Below are 20701 nucleotides of genomic sequence, written 5' to 3'. Positions count from 1 at the left end.
AGACTCCTAGCAGAATTCTCGCAAGTGGGCAATCAATTCAGGCGAACCCGAATGCCGTGCAGGGGTGTGGGCTGCCCTTGCCGACCAATCCGTCTTGGGCGGCAGAGCCGGGGGCGGTCAGCACTCGGTCATGCTCATGGCCAGACCCGCCAGGGAGGTTTCCTTGTATTTGCGGGACATGTCGTGGCCTGTCTGGGCCATCGCCTTGATGACCTTGTCGAAATCCACCTTCTGGTACGATTCATCCAGGGTCGAGGCGATGAGGTAGGCGTTGAAGGCCTTGACCGCGCCCATGGCGTTTCGTTCGATACAGGGTATCTGGACATAGCCGCCCACGGGGTCGCAGGTCAGGCCCAGATGGTGTTCCATGGCGATCTCGGCGGCGTTTTCCGTGACCTGGAAGCGGTAGCCGCGTGCGTAGGCCAGAAAGGCCGCTCCCATGGCCGAGGCCACACCCACCTCGCCCTGGCAGCCCACCTCGGCCCCGGAGATGGAGGCATTGTGCTTGGCCAGGAAGCCGAAGCAGGCGGCCGCCAGCAGTCCCTGGCGGATCTCTTCGGGCGAGGCGCCCATGTGGCGCTTGACGGTGTACAGGATGGCGGGCAACACGCCCGCGCCGCCGCATGTGGGGGCCGTGACCACGCAGTGTCCGGCGGCGTTTTCTTCCGAGGCGGCCAGGGCGTAGGCGTTGAGCGCCTTGAGAAAGCCCGAGCCCTGGAAGTATTCGCTCTTGGCCCGGCGATACATGACCGGGGCCTTGCGTTGCAGGCCGATGGGGCCGGGCAGCACCCCTTCGGTGACAATGCCGGTCTCCACGGCCCCTTCCATGACTTCGGTTATCCTGTCGAGTCCGTTCCATATCTGTTCTTCAGTCATGCCGGTGATGGATTGTTCGTTGGCCAGCAGCAGTTCGTGAAGGCGCATGGAGTGGGTGCGCAGGTGTTCCTTGACCTGGGCCATGGATTCATAGGGGTAGGCGGGGCGGCCGCGGACGGGCTCCTCCCATCCCTCCCAGCGCAGGAAGCCGCCTCCAACCGAGAAGTACATCCGTTCAAAAATCGTCCGGTTGCCCTTGAGCAGCCGGAATACCATGGTGTTGCTGTGTGGGTAGTCATGCTGGACGGCATCGAAAATGATATCGCAGGTGCGATAGGAAAGGGCCTTGCCGCCAAGGTCCAGATCAAAGCTGCGCGTGGCGTCGTCGAATTGTTCCAGAGCGTTGGGCAGGCAGGTGTCGGGCTGTTGGCCGAGCAGCCCTGCCATGATGGCCCTGGGGGTGCCGTGGCCTCCGCCTGTGGCCGAGAGGGAGCCGAAGAGGCGGATTTCCAGGGCGTCCGCGCCGAGCCGGTCAGACTCAGGCAGCTGGCGAACGTGTTCCAGAAAGTCGAATCCGGCCCGCATGGGGCCGATGGTGTGTGAGCTCGACGGCCCCGGGCCTATCTTGAGCAGCTCAAAGACGGAGGTGGCGATGGCGGACATGGGGGTATCCTTTACGCAAGGGGTTTTCACGGAGGGTCGGAGTGACCATCCTGGCGCAACGTAGCCAATAAATGAAAAAAGGAGAAGCCCGTTTCCTTGCCGGGGCACATCATCGTCTGTCGAAATCCGGGTAGGGGTGCCCCCATTTTTCGTAGATGCTTCTCAAGATGCCTCGGGAATGCAGGGTGCGTATGCCCTCGTCGTATAGTTCCATGAGCGCGAGACCCCGCTCGGAGGTGCTGAAAAGAGGGTGGTAGGAGCGCACCCCGGCCTGTCGGATGTCGAAGTCTTGCGCATTGAAGGGGATGGTGTTCTCGCGGACGGATTCCTGCATAAGGATCATGTCGTCCACATAGAAGTCGGCCCTGCCCAGGAGGACCATGCCCAGCGCCTGGGTGCCGCTGGTCACGAACTTGAGCCGGACCGGCACCGGGAAGTTCGTTTGGGAATAGTAGCCGGGCTGGCTGATGATCAACTTGTTACGCAGGCTCTCCGCCCCCTGCCACAGGCCGATGCGTTCGCGGCTGAAGAAGACGTGGAAGGCGTTTTGGTACATGGGCATTCGAGCCATGACCAAAGGAGGCGACGCCTTGTCGGCGCAGAGCATCATGTCTGCTTGGCCCAGGCGCACCAGCTCCTCGGCCCGGTCCGAGGTGGCGTATTCGTGACGCACTGAGATGTTGTGCAGGGCAAAGACGGCCTCAAGGATTTCGTGGTAGAGTCCTGTTCCATCGGGATTGGTGAAGGTGCCCCAGGATTTGCCGGCCGAGACCACCTCGGAGATGAGGGCGGGTTGCGCGGCAGCGGGCGAACGCAGCGCAAGGGCCAGTATCAGCCCCAGAGACAGTATGAAGAGTTGAGGCAGGTCCGCCAATGAAGCCCTGAAGGACCATGGCGCGGAACAGCCGGGGGGCTTGATGGGAATCATAACTGGCATCATATGCCATGGTCGTCGACAAGTGAAGTGACTTTTGCCGACCGATGCCGCATCAGGCAACCGTCTTTGATCCTCACGATCATTGTCGGGGTGTCGCCGTCCCCTTGCCCCGTAAACGATCACCCTCTCCGCGTCATGGTTTTGCGGCATGTCGGATTTCAGGTCGCGCTGGGTTGTCAGGGGGGCGAAAGCCTGCCGTGTGGCTTCAATGACGGCAGCCGCGTTCGCAATCCAGGCCCGCAGGGGCGATTATGGGAGCGTCCCGACATCGTGCCCGGTCCGAAATTCTCTCTCGTTGCCTGGACATCGGCCGGAGCGTTTCCCTTTCTGTTTTGCGTTGACAGTGAAAATGAAATTCAATATCACGTTTTCGGGCGGCATGTCGTCCGGGGGGAACCATGCACAAGGAAGTGTTCAGAAGAGAAGAGCGGGTGTTGACCCTGGCGCGGGAGGCTCTTGCCGATGACTCCTGGCAGCGGGACGCCGCCGCATTTTCCGCCTTGGTGGCCGAATACGAGAAGCTCTGCCGCCAAAGCCGCAGACTGGTGACCATGGGCGATCGCATGCAGCAGACGCTGGGCAATCTCAACCGCGATCTCGCTGAGAGCGAACGGAAATACAGAAGCATTTTCGAGAACGTGACCGAGGGGATTTATCGATGCGATTCGGCCGGGCGGTTGGTGGAGGTCAATCCGGCCATGGCCGCCATGTTCGGCTGCGCAAGCCCCGAAGCGTTTGTGGCCGAAGTGGGGCTGCTTCACCGTCTCTTCTGCGACCCGGACGATTATCGGATTTATGAGGCCCTGCTCGCCTCGGGCGACGCCCGGCGGTATGAGGCCCGGGTCCGCGCTCCGGGATCGGAGAGCCTGTGGGTCGAGATCAGTGCCAGTGCGGTGGAGGCGGACGGAGTCGGGCTGCAGGGAGTGGTCGGCGTGTTGGTTGATGTTACTGAACGCAAGGACATGATTGAGGAAATGTGTCGTCTGGCGCGAACTGACAGTCTGACGGGCATGTGGAACCGAGGATATTTTATGGAACTGGCCGGACGCGAGCTGAATCGGGCTCGGCGAAAGGGGGGCGATCTCGCGCTGCTGATGATTGACGTTGACCATTTCAAGGCCATCAACGACACCCACGGCCATGATGTGGGGGACATGGCCCTTGTGGAGCTGGCCCGTATTTTCGGCGAATCGGTGCGCGAGGTGGATGTGGCCGCCAGGCTTGGCGGAGAGGAGTTCGGCGTGTTGCTCCCCGATGCCTCGGCGGAGGATGCCTGCGCCGTGGCCGCCCGCATTGCCCGCGCAGTGCGCTCGGCCGCTATCGAGTCTGTGGCCGGGACGTTGCGCATGACAGTGTCCATCGGGCTGGCTTCGCTGGAACAGCCCCAGGACAGCATCGATTCGCTGCTCAAGTATTCGGATATCGCCCTGTATGCGGCCAAAAAGAATGGCCGGGATCGGGTGGAGGTCTATCGGCGGTCGGTCTGCCCGCGCAGAAGCGCTGACAACGGGCCGGGGTGCCCGGACGGCAGTGGGGGTTGAGAAGTGCGCGTTGCGACTGGCTTGCTACGTACCGCTTCGTCCATGAGTGTCGAGGGCAAGATGACGGCCGTGCTGTTTGCGGCCATGGTGGCTTTTCCCCTGACCGCTTTGGTGTTTTGGCACTCGGGTGCCCAACAGGCGGTCATCAACTTCATGGTTGGATTTTTGGTGGTAGGCATCATCCTGGTGGTGCCTCTGGCCAAGTGGCTCAGTCAGGTCATCGCCCTGCGCAGCATCCGTGAACTCAACGCACAGTGCCAGTTGCTCAAGCGTGGCGAATACGTGTTGACAGAGGCGCCGCCCGATGAAGAGGACGGGCACGACTTCGCGAACCTCAAGCGCAACATGCACTGGATGGGCCATGCCATCGCCAGCCGCCAGCGCAGACTGACCACGGCCATGCAGTCCCTGGCCGAGGCGCGAAACCAGATCCTTGAGAGCATCGACTACGCCTCGCACATTCAGGCCGCGTTTCTTCCCGATGAGGCGGAGCTTGCCGCTGTCCTGCCAGACCACTTCCTGCTCTGGCTTCAGCGGGATGTTGTGGGTGGAGACGCTTACTGGGTCAAGCCCTGGGGCGAAGGCTTCTTCGTGGGAGTGATCGACTGCACGGGCCATGGAGTGCCCGGCGCGTTCATGACGCTGATCGTTCAGTCGCTACTGGAAAAGGCGCTGGTTGTCGGCGACACCTCGCCAGCGGGCGTGCTTGCCAGGACCAACGCGCTGATCAAGGACGCCCTGGGCCAGAAGGGGGGCGATGCCCGTTCGGACGACGGCATGGATTGCGCCCTGTGCCATATCGCGCCAGGGAGTTCCCGGCTCGTTTTCGCAGGAGCCAACACGCCTCTGTATGTGGTGGAGGCGGGTGCGGCCCGTCGCATCCGTGGCGACCGTTGCGGCCTCGGTCATGTTCGCTCTCCTCGGGATTTTGTTTTTTCCGATGTCGAGGTGGCGTTGTCGCCCGGTGTCCGGGTCTGCATGGCCACTGACGGCATCGTGGATCAGGTGGGCGGTCCCCGGCGATTGCCCTTTGGCAAAAGTCGGCTGATGCGGTTTCTGGAGGATAGGGCGGACCAGCCCGTGGGAGGGCTTGGCGAGGAGCTGCTGGCTCTGGTCAATGCCTATCAGGGCGAGGAGCCCCGCCGCGACGACATGACCGTACTCGGCTTTGATGTCAGGTGACGGAGGAGAATATGGCAACAAATTTGTATAAATATTACGAGGAAATGAGGGCAAAGGGCACGATCCTCTATTTTAACGGGCCAGTGTCCCAAGCCATGGTCGAGGGGTTGGCCGGGATCATGCGCGAGAAGATGCGCGCCGAGGATGCGGCCATGGCCAGCGTACAGCGCGTTTTCTCCATCCTGGTGGAGCAGATGCAGAACATCGTGCGCTACTCGTCCGAGCGTTCGTCGCACTTGAGCCAGGGTTTGGGTGAAATGGCTCATGGTCAGGTTGTTGTCGGGCGTGAAAGTGATGGCAGTTTTTTTGTTGCCTGCGGCAACAAGGTGCGCACCGAGGACGTGGACAGGCTGGCCGGCCAGCTTGAGTTGTTGCGCACCATGGGCAGGCAGGATCTCAAGGAATATTATCGCGAACGTCGTCGGAGACTGCCGGACGCGGATTCCAAGGGTGCCGGTCTCGGCTTTATTGAGATGGCCCGTCAATCGTCGCGCCCCATGGACTTCGACTTTGTTCCTCTGGACTGCGACACCTCGTTTTTTTCCATGAAAGTAGTGGCCCAGTAGGAGTTTGTCATGACACGTTTCAGCGTTCAGGCGACCAAGTCGTCTCCGCATATAGATTTCGATCCCGAGACCTGCATTTTGGAAATACGGGGCGAGTCCTATCCTGAAAATTGCTCGAATTTCTACAGCCCGGTCTTCGATTGGCTTGAGCGGTTTCTGTCCGACGCCCGTAACGACCGGGTGGAATTGAACATGGAGATACTCTACTTCAACAGCTCTTCCTCCAAGACCTTCATGGATTTGTTCGACATGCTGGATTCCGAGGCCGCCAAGGGCCGCAGCATCGTTGTCAACTGGCGCTACCACGAAGAAAACGAGACCGCCATGGAATGCGGCGAGGAATTCATGGAAGACGTGCGAAACCTCCGGTTCAATCTTGTGGAGTACGTGGATTGACCGGGCAGCAATGAGAGGCGAATAGTGACACCGAGCCAGATCAAGGCGTCCCTGCGGACGCTGATTCCCATCCGACAGCCCGTATTCATCTGGGGCCCTCCCGGCGTGGGCAAGAGCCAGGTGGTGGCCCAGGTGGCCGCCGAGCTAAAATGCGAATTGACCGACCTTCGGGCCGTGCTGCTTGATCCCGTGGACCTGCGCGGCATCCCTGCCGTCTCAAGCGACGGGACGGCCCGCTGGTGCCCCCCCGCCTTTCTGCCCGTTGCGGGTCGGGGCGTACTTTTCCTTGATGAACTCAATGCCGCGCCGCCGCTGGTGCAGGCTGCCTGCTACCAGCTCATCCTGGATAGGCGTGTGGGCGAGTACGAACTGCCCGAGGGGTGGACCGTGATCGCGGCGGGCAACCGCGAGAGCGACAGGGCCGTGACCCACAGGATGCCTTCGGCCCTGTCCAACCGCTTCGTGCATCTTGATTTTGAAGTGGATGTCGACCAGTGGCTCGACTGGGCCGAGGCTCAGGGGCTCCCCGACGAGGTTCGCGCCTTTGTCCGCTACCGTCCCAATCTGCTGCACAGCTTTGATCCCAGGTGCGACGACAAGGCGTTTCCCTCGCCTCGGTCTTGGGAATTTGCGGCCCGGATGCTCGCGGCCGACCCTGCTCCCGAGGTTGAGGCGGATCTGCTTCGCGGCGCAGTGGGTCCGGGGGCGGCTGCGGAGTTCATCGGGTTCGCCCGCATCCATCGCCAACTGCCTGATCCTGACCGGGTCATAGAAAGCCCGGATGCCGCGGAGATTCCCGAGGAGCCAGCCACTCTGTACGCCCTGTGCGGCGCACTGGCCCGAAAGGCCGGGGCCGATACCGCCGGCAGCATCATTGCCTACGCCTCGAGGTTGCCCGCCGAATTCGCCGTGCTCCTGGTGCGCGATTCCGTCAGGACCGCCCCCTGCGTGGTGGAGTGCCCGGCCTTTGCCCATTGGGCCACGGCCAATTCGGATGTGCTCTTCTAGTCATGAACGCATCGCGCAAAAAAGTGATCCGGGCTCGGACCTCGCTGCTGCTGGACCATCCCTTTTTCGGTTCCCTGTGCATGCGCATGGAGCCGAAGGAGGATCGTTCCTGCCGCACGGCCTGGACCGACGGCCGCGTTCTTGCTTTCAACCCGGCCTATGTCGATAGTTTGAGCGAGGCCCAGGTGCTGGGTATGCTCGCCCATACGGTCATGCACCCCGCCTGTCAGCACCATGTCCGGCGCAACGGGCGCGACGCCGGACTGTGGAACGTGGCCTGCGATCATGCCATCAATTGGGTGCTTCTGGACGCAGGGTTCACCCTGCCTCCGGGGCATTTGGACAATCCTGCCTACAGGGGCATGAGCGCTGACGCCATCTATGCCGAGCTGTCCTCCGTGCGCGGGAGCGACGGCATGCCTTCGGAAGGATACGGTGAGGGCCGGGAAACAGGCCAGGAGGAGCAGCGCGAGGTTTTGCCCACTCCGGGCGATACGGACGACGGGGGCGATCCTGGCGAGGGGGCCGACAGTGGCGATGGGGCGGCCAAGGCGGCCGAAGACGGCGATGCCGGAGGCGAGGGCGGCGAGGACGAGTCGCAGGCTCAGGACCAAGGCGAAGGGGACCCGGGCGGGAGTGGGGAGGTACGCGACGCCCTTGACCATGCCCAGGGAGGCGGTTCGTCGGACGACGAGACGGATCAGGAGTGGAAGATAGCCCTGGCCGACGCAGTGCGCCAGGCTCGTGAGTGCGGCGAGCTGCCCGGCGGTCTTGCCCGGCTGGTGCGCGAACAGCTTGCCCCCCGGCTCGACTGGCGTGAGCTGCTGTCCCGGTACATCAGCGAGCGGGCCAGGGACGACTATAGCTGGAGCCCCCCCAACAGACGTTTCCTGCATATGAATGTGGTCCTGCCGTCGCTGTCGCACCGCAGGCTTCCTGAAGTGGTTTTGGCTCTGGACACTTCGGGCAGCGTGGACGAGCGGGAGATGGATATGTTCGCTGCCGAGCTTTCCGGCCTGCTTGAAACCTATGACACCACGGTTCATGTGCTTTGCTGCGATGCCGGGCTGACCTCGGTGCGCACCTTCAGTCGGTCGGATCTGCCCCTTGAGATCGAACCCGTAGGTGGCGGGGGAACCGATTATCGTCCGGTCTTCGACTGGGTGGCGGCCGAGGGAGTGATCCCGGCTTGCCTTGTGTATCTTACGGACATGGAATGCTCCCGTTTTCCCGAGCGCGAGCCGGAGTATCCGGTTCTCTGGGCTCGGGTGGGCGGAGGCGGAACCGCTGCCCCCTTCGGCGAGATTGTCGAGGTGGCGGTCAGGGAGGATGGCGCATGAGGATGCAATGGGAAATCAGGAAGCGACGCGGCTATCACCGGCCGGTGCTGACCTACTCCATTGAACTGGAGTCCTTTGAAATTGATCTGGCTGTGCCCCAGGTGGTCTTGGAAAAGGCTGTTGTCAAGCCGCCTTCGGCCTGGCGCTCGTATTGCCATCCGGGTCAGGATGAGCGAGCCGGGACTTTGCCGGGGTGGCACCGGCTGATGACCCCAAGTCATGTCATGAAGACCTTCGGTGAGACCCTGACGCTGCCCTGGCGAGGCCCAGGGACCAACTTCAGCGACGTGGACGAGGCCTTTGCCCGGCTTCGTCGCGACTTTGAAACGGTTTTGACCGCCGCCTACGACAGTGCGCCGCTGGACATTGTCAGCGAGCTTGATCTGACGGACGCCACGAGAAAGCACATCGCCAAGGGTGTGGTCTCCGCGAGGTTTCTGGCGGCGGCAGGATTCTGATGATGCGGAAACAGGAGAAGACGATGAAATCGGCAAGACAGGTGTTCATGGAGTATCTGGGCGACAACGGGATGAGCATGACCCACCAGCGCAGGGTGATCGTTGAGACGTTCCTCGAAAGCGAGGGGCACTTCACGGCGGAACAGCTCTATACTCGTGTGAGCAGTCAGGTGCCTGACATCGGCCAGGCAACGGTCTACCGGACCCTCAAGCTGCTTGTGGAGTCCGGTCTGGCCGATGCCTTTGACCTGGGCGAGGGGGTGACGCTTTACGAACACCACTATGGCCATGCCCATCACGATCATCTTGTTTGTGTCGAATGCGGGCGCAAGGTCGAGATCGTGGATGAAACCATTGAGCGCAGGCAGGCCGCTGTGGCCCAAGAGCACGGATTCACGCTGACCCGGCACCGCATGGTGCTCTACGGCCTCTGTCCCGGGTGTTCCGGGACAGGCTAGCCTGTCGTTGTTTTTTCGGGAATCAGGACGATTCGCCTCCCCCCGCTAGGCGAATCCGTCCGCGCCGGGCCTGCCAAGGCCCGGCGTTTTTTTGCCGGGGGGGCGTAGGCGCTACTCGCTGAGAATCTCCGGCTTGGGGGTTTTTCTTCGCTCCGATTCCGTGTCCACCGGCGGAGTGGCGCACTCGTCCTTTTTGACGGTGAACATGGAGCGGATGCCGCGTCCGAGGTCGGCGCGAGCGTCCCTGCCGCTGGCGATGGAACTGCGTATGGTCATGGCTTCTCCCGTGTCGTGTCGCAGACCGCCTCGCAGGGGCTGCCCGGGACACCGTTGGTTGCATTCGTACACTCGTGGCAAAGGCCGTGCAGTACTGTCTGGCAGTGGAAGAGGGTGAACCGCTGCTGGCGCGCCGACTCGCGCTGGAGGCAATCGAGATAGGGGTTGATGAGTGGGAACTGGCGACCGCACCGCTCGCAGATCATCTTGCTGTGGTGGTCGCCCATGGGTTCGTAGCGGGTGGTTCCGTCGGATAGCCGGATGCAGCGGGCCACGCCGGACTGGTGAAGATGTCTGACCGTCCGGTAGACCGAGGATCTGCTGATGGTGGCATCCATCTCCACAACCTTGCGCAGCAATCCTTCAGAGGTCAGCATGGAGTCCTGACTCAGGAAGACCTTGAAGATGAGCAGGCGCTGCCGTGTCAGCTTGAGCTTGTTGGCAGCCAGATAATCCTTAAATGTCTTAAGTGCCTCTTTCACAACCTCTCTCCGTGGTTCAGTTCGGTATTCTCGCGGGTTTATCTGCAATGAGCAGTGTCATGAACGTGTCATTGCGAACGGTTTCTCGCGCCTCTTTGAGACTGCGTCTCAATTGCATTTTTTCGTTGACCTTCCGTGTTTCAAGGTCTATTTCTGATACCGAAATTCATTATCAATTGCAACCGTAATCTTGGCAACTTAAGGGGTGGGCGATGTCGTCACGAAGGACGCTGGCCGGTGTGCCGGACGGGGAATCCGTATTTGTTTTGGCTGTGGATGCCGGAGGCAAGGCCAGAGCCAGGCTGGAATCCATGGGCATAATTCCCGGGATTGAAGTGGATGTGCTTACCAATGGCGGCGGGCCGCTTCTTGTCTCGGTGGGCGAGGGGCGGATCATGGTCGAGCGCGGCGTGGCCGACAAGGTGCTGGTCGCCTGAGGTCGCCGCGGCGCCCAAATCACTTACAACGGGTCCGGGCCGCCCGGATCAGGGGGTATTAGGGAATGACACTGGATGAGATGAAACCCGGCGCACGGTGTGTCATGGTTGATCTGCATACCGATGGTCCGCTCGGGCAGCGGCTCATGGACCTTGGGTTCTGCCCGGGGGCGAGCATTGAAGTGGTGCGCAACGCGCCGCTTGTCGATCCCGTGGTGCTGCAACTTGACGGATACCATGTCAGCATTCGGCACGATGAAGCCAAGTATGTCGAGGTGAAGCACCAATGAGTTCGAGCCTTCTGGTCGCATTGGCAGGGCAGCCCAACTGCGGCAAATCAACGGTTTTCAACATGCTCACCGGAGCCCGTCAGCATGTTGCCAACTATCCTGGCGTGACCGTCGAGAAGAAGACGGGATTTTTTTCATTGGGCGACTTGCGGGTCGAACTGGTGGACTTGCCCGGAACTTACAGCCTGACCTCGTATTCCCTTGAAGAACGGGTGGCTCGGGATTTTTTGCTTAACGACAACCCCGGCGTGGTCATCGACGTTGCCGATGCCTCCAATCTCAAGCGCAATCTCTACCTCACCATCCAGCTACTCGAGATGGAGGTGCCCACTGTGGTGGCGCTGAACATGATGGACGTGGCCACCCGGCGCGGGCAGAGTCTGGATGTCGCCAGACTTGAGGAGCTTCTCGGCGTCCCTGTGGTGCCGACGGTGGCCAAGAAAGGGGAAGGCAAGGAGGCCATCCGCATGGCCGTGGAGAATGCCCATGCCGACAAGAGGGTGGCTCCGTTCGTGGTGGATTACGGCCCTCTTGAGCCGCGCATTGAGGATATTTCGATTTTGCTGGGCAAAGAGCCGACCCTGGGTGCGCAGTATCCCTTGCGCTGGCTGGCGGTGAAGCTGCTGGAGAAGGACCAGGAAGCCGAGGCACTGCTGCGCCGGGCGCATTCGGAACCGCAGGCCGTGATGGATGCGGTGACAAAGGCGCGGGCCGGATTCCTCGAAAGCGAGGGCCGCGACATCGAGCGCCAGGTTGCCTATGCCAGGCATACCGCCGCCGGACGCATTGCCCGTGAGGTGGTGGCGGTCGAGGAGGGCAGGGGGCGCTCACTGTCGGACAGAGCGGATCGGTTCATATGCCATCGCGTTTTGGGGCCGGTCATTCTCATTCTTATTCTGCTGGCATTGTACCAGGTTTCCATCGTCTTCGGAGGATGGCTGGCCGTTGAAGTGTGGCCCTTGTGGGGAGGCATCGAAAACCTGGTTTCCGATCTGCTGCCCGAAGCAGGTTTCATCGAGGATCCGCTTGTCCGTTCCCTTGGCGAGTGGGTGGTCAAGTCCATGACCGCCATTCTCAATTATCTGCCCATCTTCATCCTGCTCTTCGCCTTTATCGCCGCCCTTGAGGACAGTGGATACATGCCGCGCATGGCCTTTATCCTCGATAGGCTCTTCCGGCGTTTCGGTCTGCACGGACAGTCCACCCTGCCCATGATCCTGGGCGGGGTGTATGTGGGCGGCTGCGCCATACCCGGAGTCATGGCTACCAAGGCCATCCCGGACGAACGCGCCCGGCTGGCTACCATTCTCATCGTGCCGATGATGAACTGCCTGGCCAAGGTTCCGCTCTATCTTATCCTCATTGATGCCTATTTTCCGCAAGCGGGTGGGTTGGCCATGTTCTTCATCGCCACTGTGACCCTGTTCATGGCCCTGCCTGTGGCCAAGGCTCTTTCCATGACCGTGCTGCGCAAGAAGGAACATGCCCCATTCATCATGGAGATGCCGCCCTACCATGTGCCGACCATGGGCGGCGTGATGCGCCGGTCCATTGAGCGCACATGGCTTTTTTTGAAGAAAATCATCACCGTTGTGGCGGCGGTGGCCGTTGTGGTCTTCGTGCTCATCAACTTCCCCGGTCTCAGCGAGACACGCGCGGCGCACTTTGCCGCCGAGGAAAAGGCCGCCATAGACGCCTTTATGGCCGAGGTGGACAAGACCGAATACAAGGGTGTGATCACCCGCGATGATGTGCTGGGTATTATTCTCTTTGACGAGGCCCTCAAGCAGGCCAAAGTCGGCGTTACCGATCAGGCTGTGTCCGACACCATCAATGCGCGCTTCGACGCGGCAAACCCGGTTTACTCCGCCGTGGTCCGGCGGCAGGGAGACGACGGCAGGACGCTGAACCGGGAATTGCGCAAGGTCATCTCAACACGCAAGCAGCTTCGGCGAGAAATTCGCACCGAACGCTTCGAGGGCAGCTTTCTCGGCGTGCTCGGTCGGGCCATTGAGCCTGTCACCCAGTACGCCGGGTTCAACTGGCGCATCAACATCGCGCTTTTGTCCGCCTTTGCGGCCAAGGAAAACAGCGCGGCCACCCTGGGCTCCATCTACGGCATCGACGGTTCCGGCCTGTCCGTGGAGGAGAGCATGAAGCAGGCCGAGGCCGGGTTCACACCGCTGCACGCCCTGGCCCTGATGCTCTTCATGGCCTTGTATCCGCCGTGCATCCCCACTTCGATCATGGTGCGCCATCAGGCCAATTCCACCAAGTGGATGCTGTTCTCCATCGGCTACCAGTCTCTGCTCGGGCTGTTTGTGGCCGTTCTGGTCTTCAGCGGCGGGAGCATGCTCTCGCTGAGCGGGTTCCAGGCCATGTGGGCTTTTTATGCCCTGTGCGTGGCTGTAACCGTGATCATGGCGTTGATCCCCACAAGGGAAGAGGCCCGGACCACCGTGGTGGACGGGAAGGAAATATGCAAAAATAAATGCTCTTAAGGAGGAGTGAAAAAATGAAAAAACTGTTGATTCTCTGCCTGTTGGCCGCAATGCTGACACTCTCTGTCCAGGCATTCGCCCACAGCCCGCTCATGAGCTGCTTTGACAACGGTGACGGCACTGTGACCTGCGAGGGCGGATTCTCCGACGGCTCGTCCGCTGCCGGAGTGTCCATGCACGTCAAGGGAGCTGACGGCAACGTGCTCATTGAGGGCAAGATGAACCAGGATAGCGAGTTCACCTTTAACAAGCCCGAGGGCGCCTACACCGTTGTATTCGACGCAGGCGAGGGCCACAGCGTGGTCATCGACGGCTCAAATATCGTGGAGTAAGGAAGTGCGGCGCACAGCGGACGTGCCGTTGTGCGCCATTTTCATATCCGTTGTCTGAAAACAACACTCAATTTCATTCCAAGGAGAGGTTTCATGAAAAAACGGTTCATCATGCTTTTGACCGTGGCCTGCGTGCTTGCCGTGGTCAGCTCGGCCTTTGCCCACTTCATGGTGGTCTACACCCCGGAAATCGCCTTTGAACAGGCTGAAGACATGGATGTCCGCATCCTGTTCACCCATCCCGCCGAAGCCGGACACATGATGGATATGGGCGGCGTGGAGGAGTTCTACGCCGTGTTCCAGCGCGGCGACTCGGAGCCCAAGAAAATCGACCTCAAGGGTCACCTCAAGCAGATCGAATGGACCAATCCCGGCTCCAAGGCTCCCGCCTTCGCGGGCGTGATTCCCAGGAAGGAAGTGCGCTCCATGGGTGACTACGTCTTCGTCATGAAGCCCGGCTACTACTTCGAGAAGGAAGAAGACCTCTACATGCAGCAGATCACCAAGGTGATCATGAACGTGGGCGGAGTGCCCGGCAATTGGTCCGAGCCCGTGGGGCTCCCCTGCGAAATCGTGCCTCTGATCAAGCCCTATGCCATGTGGACCGGCAACGTCTTCAAGGCCCAGGTGCTCTCCGAGGGCAAGCCCGTGGCCGGTGCTGAGGTCGAGGTGGAATTCATGAGCCACATGCCCGACCTCAAGACCAATTCCATGCCCGAGGCTTCTTCCGTCGAGTATCCGCACGACGCCTTCATCACCCAGACCATCTTCTCCGACGACAACGGCTACATCACTTTCGGCATTCCCAAGGCCGGCTGGTGGGGCTTTGCCGCTCTGGGCATCGGTCCCGACACCGAGCATAACGGCAAGGAATTGTCGCAGGACGCCGTTATCTGGGTCAAGGCCGTGGACATGAAGTAACCATCCCGCAACCTGCGTAGCCCCCCCTGGCGGGCGCGGCGGTCCGGGTGGTCCGGGTCGTCGCGCCCCAAGGAGTGAGGTTCTGTGCACGGTCTTTTACGGAAACGCCTCGCGTTGTCGTCACGATAATCCGTTGAACCATGCCATGCGGGCGACATCGACCGGGCGATGCCCCGAGGAGGAGATGAATTATGGACACACTAATCGTACTCATCATTGTGGCGGCGGCCGGAGTCTATCTATTTCTGCGACTCACGGGCAGACTTTCCTCCGGCAAGTCCGGGTGCGGGTGCGGCTGCGATTGCGGCGGGCCTGGAGTCTGCGATACTTCGGCCGGAGCGGACAAGCCTGAAGGGAGCAAGTCTCTCGATGGCCAGGGCGGTGAGTCCGGGGTCGGCGGGAAAGATGCCCGGGAGGCAGGGCCTTCCGGAACTGAGGAGGAGCAGGGGAGCAAAGGTTCTCAATGATCCTGCTGGGCGCGGTTTCGCCTTGCCTGGCGTCCGGCTGGGACCGGACCCGAGAAACCCCCGCTTGCCATGAGGCAGGCGGGGGTTTTGTGTCGTGTGGTTTCGGTTGTCCGGGGTGCGGGAATCAGGCCGCTTCATCCCGCCACAGTCTTTCCTGCGCGGGAAGCGGGGCGGCGGCGAGGTCACGGGTGAGCCAGCCGTTCTTGTGCGGGGTGAGCAGGGCGTAGAGGCTGATCCAGGTCAGTCCAAAGAGCATCAACACCGTGTAGGGGAAAGCCCAGAGGCAGGCTGGCGAGCGATACCTGAGCAGATGGAGGAAGGCGGGCATGATGGAGGCGAGGAGCATGCCCACAGCCAAGCCGTAGAGGGTCGCGCCCGGCCAGTTGATCAGGGAGGAGACAAGCCCGAGCTTGAGCAGCTCGTTGCAGGTCAGTCGCAGCCATTGGTGGGAGAGGTCCACCTGGGCGCCCAGTACCGGCTCGGGGCGGAACCGGGTAAAGCCGAAGCGGCTCAAGGCGATGGTCTCGCGAATGTTGGAACGCGCCCAGCGCAGCATCATCTTGCATAGGCCGCGATATTTGACGGGCACATTCGTGTAGACCACGGCATCGCTCTGGAAATGGACCAACCGCCCCTCTTTGAGAATGAGGTTGGTCATTGCCCTGTCCTCGCCGATATTGGCGGGTTGGCCCAGAAAGGTCTGTCGCAGCCATGTTTCGCGTATCTTCATGACCAGGGCGGCGTCGTAGGCCGAGAGGGCACCCGGGGTGCACATGACCGTATTGAAGGTGCTCTGGGAGGCGCGGATGAAGTCGAAGGAGTAGGTGAAGGCCACGTCGAGCATCTTGGGGATGATGCCCTGGCGGGTGTTGAGCACCCGGACGTTGCCCGCCACGGCCCCCACCCGCGGATTGCGGCAGAAGACGCTGACGATGGAGCGCAGGGTCGTGGTTTCGATTTCGGAATCAGAATCAATGGTTACGATGACGTTGCCTGTGGCGCGCAAAAAACCATGATTCAGTGCGTGGCGCTTGCCCTGATTTCTTGGAGCGCGGATCAGTTCGACACGGTCGCCGAACTCCTCGCCCCCGCGGTGCATCCACAGCCATGTGTCATCCTTGCTTCCGTCGTCCACGCAGATAACCTGCAGCTTGTCGGCCGGATAGTCGCTGGCCATGACGCTGCGCAAGGTATCGAGCACTTGGCGGCCTTCATTGTATGCCGGGATGATGACGGTGCAGGAGACAAGCTCCTCGTCGGCGCAGTGGGGCGCCGGGCGATAACGCAGCACGAGGTAGACGCGCCACGCGAGCACACCCAGGTTGACCAGGATGAGCAGATAGACCCCGGCCCGCCAGACGGCGTTCAGGGGCATGGACAGCGACAGGTGTACCTTGCCCGCGTAGAGCAGGGAGTTGAATACGAGCAGTGCCAGGAGCACCATGAGACTCGCGGCCAGAAACCCCTTCATCCAGACGGAGGCCCCGGTGTTGCCAGAAGCCATGGCATACCCTTCGCGGCCGACGCTCGCGCCTCCCTGATCGGGTGATACCTTGTTCATAAACATCGTGATGTTCCTCTAGTCGGATGGCCCAACAAAACACACAAAAAAAAGCCCAACCACCGGAGGGCCATCCTGTAGACTGCTAAATCTTCCTAAGTTGGAAAGAAGTCAATAAAAATGTTTAGGGGTAAGACCTTGATATGTATTGTGTTGCTTCCGAGATTGTCCCGTTGGTCACAAGATTGTCACCAAAATCCTTTATAATCGCCCTATTCGATGATCCGGGATAGGCCAGGACAATGAATAAAAAAAGGCACCCACGGCGTTTGCCGCAAGTGCCTTGCTTTTCCTGGTCGGGATGAGAGGATTTGAACCTCCGGTCTCTGCGTCCCGAACGCAAAATACCGTTTGTTTGACGTGTTTTCTTTTTCTTTTATTTTCTTTGATTATGTCTGTTTTTATTGAGTTTAATTCTGTCTGTGGCCTTGCTTCTGTTTCCGATTGCAGAAGAGTATTTGCTTCTTTTTGCGCTTTTGGGTAGCAATAGGGTAGCAATAGGAGGGCGTATGGCACTCGGGAATGGAACGCGAAAGAGAGTTGATCCCCATCGCTGGCCTGGGGTTTACGGGTATTCGAGCAATACGCGGCGTGTCGATGGCAAGCCTGATGTTTGCTACTATATTACTTATAAGGTCGATGGCAGGAAGATTTGGGAAAAAGTCGGATGGAAGGGGGAAGGGTATTCCCCGCAAACGGCAGACGAGCTGCGCTCTGAGCGCGTGAAAAAAGCTCGGCACGGCAACACGGTCAAGACGCAAAAGGAAATCCGTCAGGAAGAGCGTCAGCGCAATAGAACAGTGGACGAGATCGCCGAGGCCTACTTCAAAAATCGCGACACAGGGAGACAAAGCGTCAAGATCGATAAAGGGCGTTATGAAAACCATGTGTCCCCGATATTGGGAAAACTGACTCCACGAAAGTTGACCCCTCTAGATGCGCAGAAAGTCGAAACTCAAATGCAGGGGTTGTCTGCCGCTTCAATCTGGGGAGCTTTGGAGATGTTGCGCAGAGTGATCAATTTTGGTGTTTATTCGAATCTCTGTGAACGGCTTCCGTTCAAGATCAAGATGCCCAAGCGTGACAACGAGGTTGTCGAATACCTCAAGCCCAAGCAGCTTGAGTGTCTTTTCGGTGTGCTTGATAAATGGCCGTCAAGGGATGTGGTCAGGATGCTGCGTTTGGCTATGCTTACGGGTATGCGGCGCGGAGAGATTTACAAGCTTCGCGATGAGGACTTGCATTTTGAACAAGCTCTGATCGTGCTGCAAAAACCAAAGGGAGGGCAGACGGTTTCTATCCCAATGAGTGGCCCGGTTTCCAAGTTGTTTATGAGGCAACTTGAATGGCGTGATATGACTTCCCCTGGTTCGCCTTATGTCTTTCCTGGGCGTGGGGGTGCGCAGAGAGTGAATAGCAGTGCTGTCAATCGCATCAAAGAAGAAGCGAAGTTGCCTAAGAATTTCCGCATATTCCATGGACTACGGCATCACTACGCTGTCACCCTTGCAAATTCAGGTGAATTTTCTCTCGATATGATTGGTGAGTTGTTAACTCACAAAGATCGGGACATGACGAAAAGGTATGGTCAGTTTTTGCCAGACACCAAGAAGAAGGCCAGTGAACGTGCTGCTTCTTTGATAATGAAAAGGTAGGTTGTTATGGGGCAGAAATCGTATTTATTGGAATCGAATAAGAACAAGATAACTCCTTTGGATTTGAATAAAAGTTTTGCAAAACATTTGATTTTATCATTCAGTGTATCATTGATTATTTCTATAGTCTCTTTGCTTGCGATGCTAGTAAAATATCATAATTTCGTGTGGGTTTATATAGCTATTTTGTTGGTAGCAGTTTGCATTTTTTTGCCAGTACAAGGCTTAGTGAGTGAGCGTTTATATGGAACTAAACACAGATTGCTGTGTGGTGTTTTCCGCAATATGCTTGGAAGTAGAAGTTTCAAAAATGAGTTCTTAATAAATAGGTTTTATCGCGGCCTGAAGCTGTTATGCCGAAACCTTGGAAAGCATGCCAAGTTAGAAGAAGTTTATGAAATATGCTGTGTTGGACGAGCATTCATTGTCGATGCTGGTATGGTTAGAGATCATGGCAACGGGCGATGGTTAAGAGGGGCAGTTCAGGAATTGAATTCATTTGTGGAGAATTCAAATTTTTATAAGCCTGATCGTAAACCCGTATATGACACTTACAAGCGCCTTAGCAGGAAGTGGGCTGATGATGGAGAGAGACTCTTTAGAACGAGGGAACAGGCAGAATTCGAATCTTGGACTTAATCTCTCCTGAAAAATCCAGAAAGTTGTGCATCGAGAGAACGACTAGTTTTTACTAGTCGTTTTTTTGATGTGCAAATAGCAGTTATTCTAGTGGGCTGGTTTGAATTTTTTCATATGAAAAAAAGTTAATATTAATGCTGTGCAAAATATTTCCGCGTGTCTCCATTGCGTCAATGCCCAGGATGTAAAGACAAAAAGGAGACAGCTATGGAAAAGAGAAACCTGAACACGCGGGAAGCGTCCGATTATTTGAAAACGTTGGGGATAGAATTTGCGCCTCAGACATTGGAGAAGTGGCGGTGTCGCGGTGGTGGTCCGCCGTATAAAAAAATCTCCATGCGCGTGTACTATGAGCGAACCGTATTGGATGAATTTGCCAGCGGCACAACCGTTCTTCGTAATCCTGCGGAGTAGTCATGGCAAACCACCTCAAAACAGGGCAACGGTTCAATCCGTATCGTTTGTTCAACGGTATGTTTCTTCCGAACCTTGTTGCCAGGACAAGGCTATTATCCCCCACTGACAAGCTTGTTTGGGCACGTCTATGCCAGTTTGCTGGGGGAAATGGGCTTTGCTTTCCATCCTTCACCAGAATCGCCCATGAATTAGGTATCTCCAGGAGTGGCGCGATAAAAAGTGTGAAGTCCCTCGTTGATAAGGGGTTCTTGGAAAAGCATATACCCAGCGGTGCGGAACTAGGTAATCAGAAGACGAATCGGTACTACTTCTTGTGGCATCCTATTTTCGATGAACCGTTCAATGCTCCTGGTACACACTGTGTACCAGGAGCTGCTTCTGGCAATGCTCCCAGTATACAAAATGAACCAATCCTAGTTCACCCTGTAGACCAGCCCGGTTTACAGAGTGGACCCAAAGAGGTTCATGAAGAGAATCAAAAGAATACTACCACCACTACACATTCCCAAAGTGAGGACCAAGGTTCTGAAGAGTCGCGTGGTGGTTGTAGTTCTTCTTTGTGTGAGAAGCAAAACCGATACATCGATTTGAAGGTCAAGCGCACTGTTGCCGAAGGTGAGATTCGAAAGAGCAGTGAGCGACTGAGAACATCTCTCATCCGAAAGGCAGCACAAGGAATACTGGATATGTCAGATTTTGATGAACTGATCCGATGGAACCGAGATAACATGAAAAATGCAGAGGCAGTGCTTCATGAAACAAACAATATTCAACATGAGAAAGAAACTCTTCACAGTAAGTTGCAAGAAATTTCTATGAAAGCGCGAGTATGGTGGGAAACAATATCTTCTGAGCATCCTGCAAAATGCGAAAGTAAGCCACACATTTATTCTGAAGACATTTGGATTAGAATAATGTTCTCAAAATATGAGTCAATCGAATAGATGGTTTGCACTGGTACGCACAATGAATTGTGGTGCGTTCCCCGATCCCTTGGGACGAGAAACCCCAATAAGACAGGAGCAAATGACCATGGAATTGAAGTTGAGCGCGGAGAGCATCAGAATCATCAAGAAATTCCTGAAACTGGATACCTCCTTTTCCAAACAACATTTTGATGCCGCGAAAGACAAAGCGAAGCTCGCTCGCGTTGTTCGGTGGCGAAACGCCTTTTGCGAACGGATCGTGAAAAAGCCACATGCCTCAAGAAAGGACAGGCGAGAGCTTCAAGCTGTACAGAGATAGTATTCACCTGACACCGCCGCCCCTGGCGGGGTGAGTTACGCTGCTTCTTCGGTTTCCGTTTTCTTGCCTTTCACGATGCCGTCCAGGAAGACCTGGTTCGGCGTCCGTCCCTG

The 20701-nt window shown here is 58.2% G+C and carries 24 protein-coding genes; 19 read left to right on the top strand and 5 right to left on the bottom strand.

Annotation, left to right across the window (positions count from 1 at the left end):
• Positions 1-117: 117 nt before the first annotated feature.
• Positions 118-1479, bottom strand: coding sequence for an L-serine ammonia-lyase (locus GKC30_RS13730; RefSeq protein WP_155935548.1), 1362 nt, complete (start codon positions 1477-1479; stop codon positions 118-120).
• 109 nt (positions 1480-1588) lie between these two features.
• Positions 1589-2407: a substrate-binding periplasmic protein gene (locus tag GKC30_RS13725; protein ID WP_155935547.1), complete on the bottom strand. Its 819-nt coding sequence runs from the start codon at positions 2405-2407 to the stop codon at positions 1589-1591.
• 407 nt (positions 2408-2814) lie between these two features.
• Here GKC30_RS13725 and GKC30_RS13720 point away from each other — a divergent pair, with 407 nt between their 5' ends.
• From GKC30_RS13720 to GKC30_RS13685, 8 genes are read left to right on the top strand one after another with little or no spacing between them, the layout of a single operon-like run.
• On the top strand, positions 2815-3957 hold the full coding sequence (locus tag GKC30_RS13720) for a sensor domain-containing diguanylate cyclase (protein ID WP_155935546.1): 1143 nt from the start codon (positions 2815-2817) through the stop codon (positions 3955-3957).
• A 21-nt stretch (positions 3958-3978) separates the two neighbouring features.
• On the top strand, positions 3979-5139 hold the full coding sequence (locus GKC30_RS13715) for a PP2C family protein-serine/threonine phosphatase (protein ID WP_231117198.1): 1161 nt from the start codon (positions 3979-3981) through the stop codon (positions 5137-5139).
• Between the two features lie 11 nt (positions 5140-5150).
• A complete protein-coding gene (locus GKC30_RS13710) occupies positions 5151-5705 on the top strand; it encodes a SiaB family protein kinase (RefSeq protein WP_155935545.1) in 555 nt (184 codons plus the stop codon).
• A 9-nt stretch (positions 5706-5714) separates the two neighbouring features.
• The gene (locus GKC30_RS13705; RefSeq protein ID WP_155935544.1) at positions 5715-6101 is read left to right on the top strand and encodes a DUF1987 domain-containing protein; all 387 of its coding nucleotides are present in this window, start codon (positions 5715-5717) and stop codon (positions 6099-6101) included.
• A gap of 24 nt (positions 6102-6125) precedes the next feature.
• The gene (locus GKC30_RS13700) at positions 6126-7109 is read left to right on the top strand and encodes an AAA family ATPase (protein ID WP_367614148.1); all 984 of its coding nucleotides are present in this window, start codon (positions 6126-6128) and stop codon (positions 7107-7109) included.
• Between the two features lie 2 nt (positions 7110-7111).
• A complete protein-coding gene (locus GKC30_RS13695; protein ID WP_155935543.1) occupies positions 7112-8449 on the top strand; it encodes a vWA domain-containing protein in 1338 nt (445 codons plus the stop codon).
• Positions 8446-8907, top strand: a complete 462-nt coding sequence (locus tag GKC30_RS13690; protein ID WP_155935542.1) for a hypothetical protein — start codon at positions 8446-8448, stop codon at positions 8905-8907. The genes GKC30_RS13695 and GKC30_RS13690 overlap by 4 nt, the downstream gene beginning before the upstream one ends.
• A 23-nt stretch (positions 8908-8930) precedes the next feature.
• On the top strand, positions 8931-9365 hold the full coding sequence (locus tag GKC30_RS13685; RefSeq protein ID WP_155935541.1) for a Fur family transcriptional regulator: 435 nt from the start codon (positions 8931-8933) through the stop codon (positions 9363-9365).
• Positions 9366-9476: 111 nt separating this feature from the next.
• Here GKC30_RS13685 and GKC30_RS13680 read toward each other — a convergent pair whose 3' ends face one another.
• A complete protein-coding gene (locus GKC30_RS13680; RefSeq protein ID WP_155935540.1) occupies positions 9477-9641 on the bottom strand; it encodes a hypothetical protein in 165 nt (54 codons plus the stop codon).
• Positions 9638-10123, bottom strand: coding sequence for a Fur family transcriptional regulator (locus GKC30_RS13675; protein ID WP_367614147.1), 486 nt, complete (start codon positions 10121-10123; stop codon positions 9638-9640). Before GKC30_RS13675 ends, GKC30_RS13680 begins: the two co-directional genes overlap by 4 nt.
• Before the next feature lie 212 nt (positions 10124-10335).
• On the opposite strand from GKC30_RS13675, the gene GKC30_RS13670 reads away from it, so the two are divergent.
• The 6 genes from GKC30_RS13670 to GKC30_RS15265 all read left to right on the top strand — a co-directional run bounded on the left by GKC30_RS13670 (position 10336) and on the right by GKC30_RS15265 (position 15071).
• Entirely contained in the window at positions 10336-10560 is a 225-nt protein-coding gene (locus GKC30_RS13670; protein WP_155935538.1) for a FeoA family protein, read from the top strand.
• 65 nt (positions 10561-10625) lie between these two features.
• Entirely contained in the window at positions 10626-10850 is a 225-nt protein-coding gene (locus GKC30_RS13665; RefSeq protein ID WP_155935537.1) for a FeoA family protein, read from the top strand.
• Positions 10847-13351 (top strand): ferrous iron transport protein B, encoded by a 2505-nt coding sequence (feoB, locus tag GKC30_RS13660; RefSeq protein WP_155935536.1) that lies wholly within the window; start codon positions 10847-10849, stop codon positions 13349-13351. The genes GKC30_RS13665 and feoB overlap by 4 nt, the downstream gene beginning before the upstream one ends.
• A gap of 14 nt (positions 13352-13365) precedes the next feature.
• Positions 13366-13683, top strand: coding sequence for a hypothetical protein (locus GKC30_RS13655; protein ID WP_155935535.1), 318 nt, complete (start codon positions 13366-13368; stop codon positions 13681-13683).
• A 93-nt stretch (positions 13684-13776) separates the two neighbouring features.
• Positions 13777-14604 (top strand): DUF4198 domain-containing protein, encoded by an 828-nt coding sequence (locus GKC30_RS13650; RefSeq protein WP_155935534.1) that lies wholly within the window; start codon positions 13777-13779, stop codon positions 14602-14604.
• 191 nt (positions 14605-14795) lie between these two features.
• Entirely contained in the window at positions 14796-15071 is a 276-nt protein-coding gene (locus GKC30_RS15265) for a FeoB-associated Cys-rich membrane protein (RefSeq protein WP_437179110.1), read from the top strand.
• 124 nt (positions 15072-15195) lie between these two features.
• On the opposite strand, the gene GKC30_RS13645 is transcribed toward GKC30_RS15265, so the two are convergent.
• Complete coding sequence (locus GKC30_RS13645) at positions 15196-16632, bottom strand: glycosyltransferase family 2 protein (RefSeq protein ID WP_231117197.1); 1437 nt, start codon at positions 16630-16632, stop codon at positions 15196-15198.
• A gap of 509 nt (positions 16633-17141) precedes the next feature.
• Between GKC30_RS13645 and GKC30_RS13640 the strand changes: the two genes are divergently transcribed.
• The 5 genes from GKC30_RS13640 (at position 17142) to GKC30_RS13620 (ending at position 20588) form a co-directional block, all read left to right on the top strand.
• The gene (locus tag GKC30_RS13640) at positions 17142-18287 is read left to right on the top strand and encodes a tyrosine-type recombinase/integrase (protein ID WP_155935532.1); all 1146 of its coding nucleotides are present in this window, start codon (positions 17142-17144) and stop codon (positions 18285-18287) included.
• Between the two features lie 6 nt (positions 18288-18293).
• Positions 18294-18926, top strand: coding sequence for a hypothetical protein (locus GKC30_RS13635; protein ID WP_155935531.1), 633 nt, complete (start codon positions 18294-18296; stop codon positions 18924-18926).
• Between the two features lie 207 nt (positions 18927-19133).
• Complete coding sequence (locus GKC30_RS13630; protein WP_155935529.1) at positions 19134-19340, top strand: DNA-binding protein; 207 nt, start codon at positions 19134-19136, stop codon at positions 19338-19340.
• A gap of 2 nt (positions 19341-19342) precedes the next feature.
• A complete protein-coding gene (locus GKC30_RS13625; RefSeq protein ID WP_155935527.1) occupies positions 19343-20287 on the top strand; it encodes a helix-turn-helix domain-containing protein in 945 nt (314 codons plus the stop codon).
• Between the two features lie 88 nt (positions 20288-20375).
• Positions 20376-20588, top strand: a complete 213-nt coding sequence (locus tag GKC30_RS13620; protein WP_155935526.1) for a hypothetical protein — start codon at positions 20376-20378, stop codon at positions 20586-20588.
• Positions 20589-20701 lie beyond the last annotated feature (113 nt).

The organism is Pseudodesulfovibrio alkaliphilus, from assembly GCF_009729555.1.
Classification (GTDB): Bacteria; Desulfobacterota; Desulfovibrionia; order Desulfovibrionales; family Desulfovibrionaceae; genus Pseudodesulfovibrio; species Pseudodesulfovibrio alkaliphilus.
The sequence above is the reverse complement of the archived record's forward strand: the minus strand, read 5'-3'. Positions and strand labels throughout refer to the sequence as shown.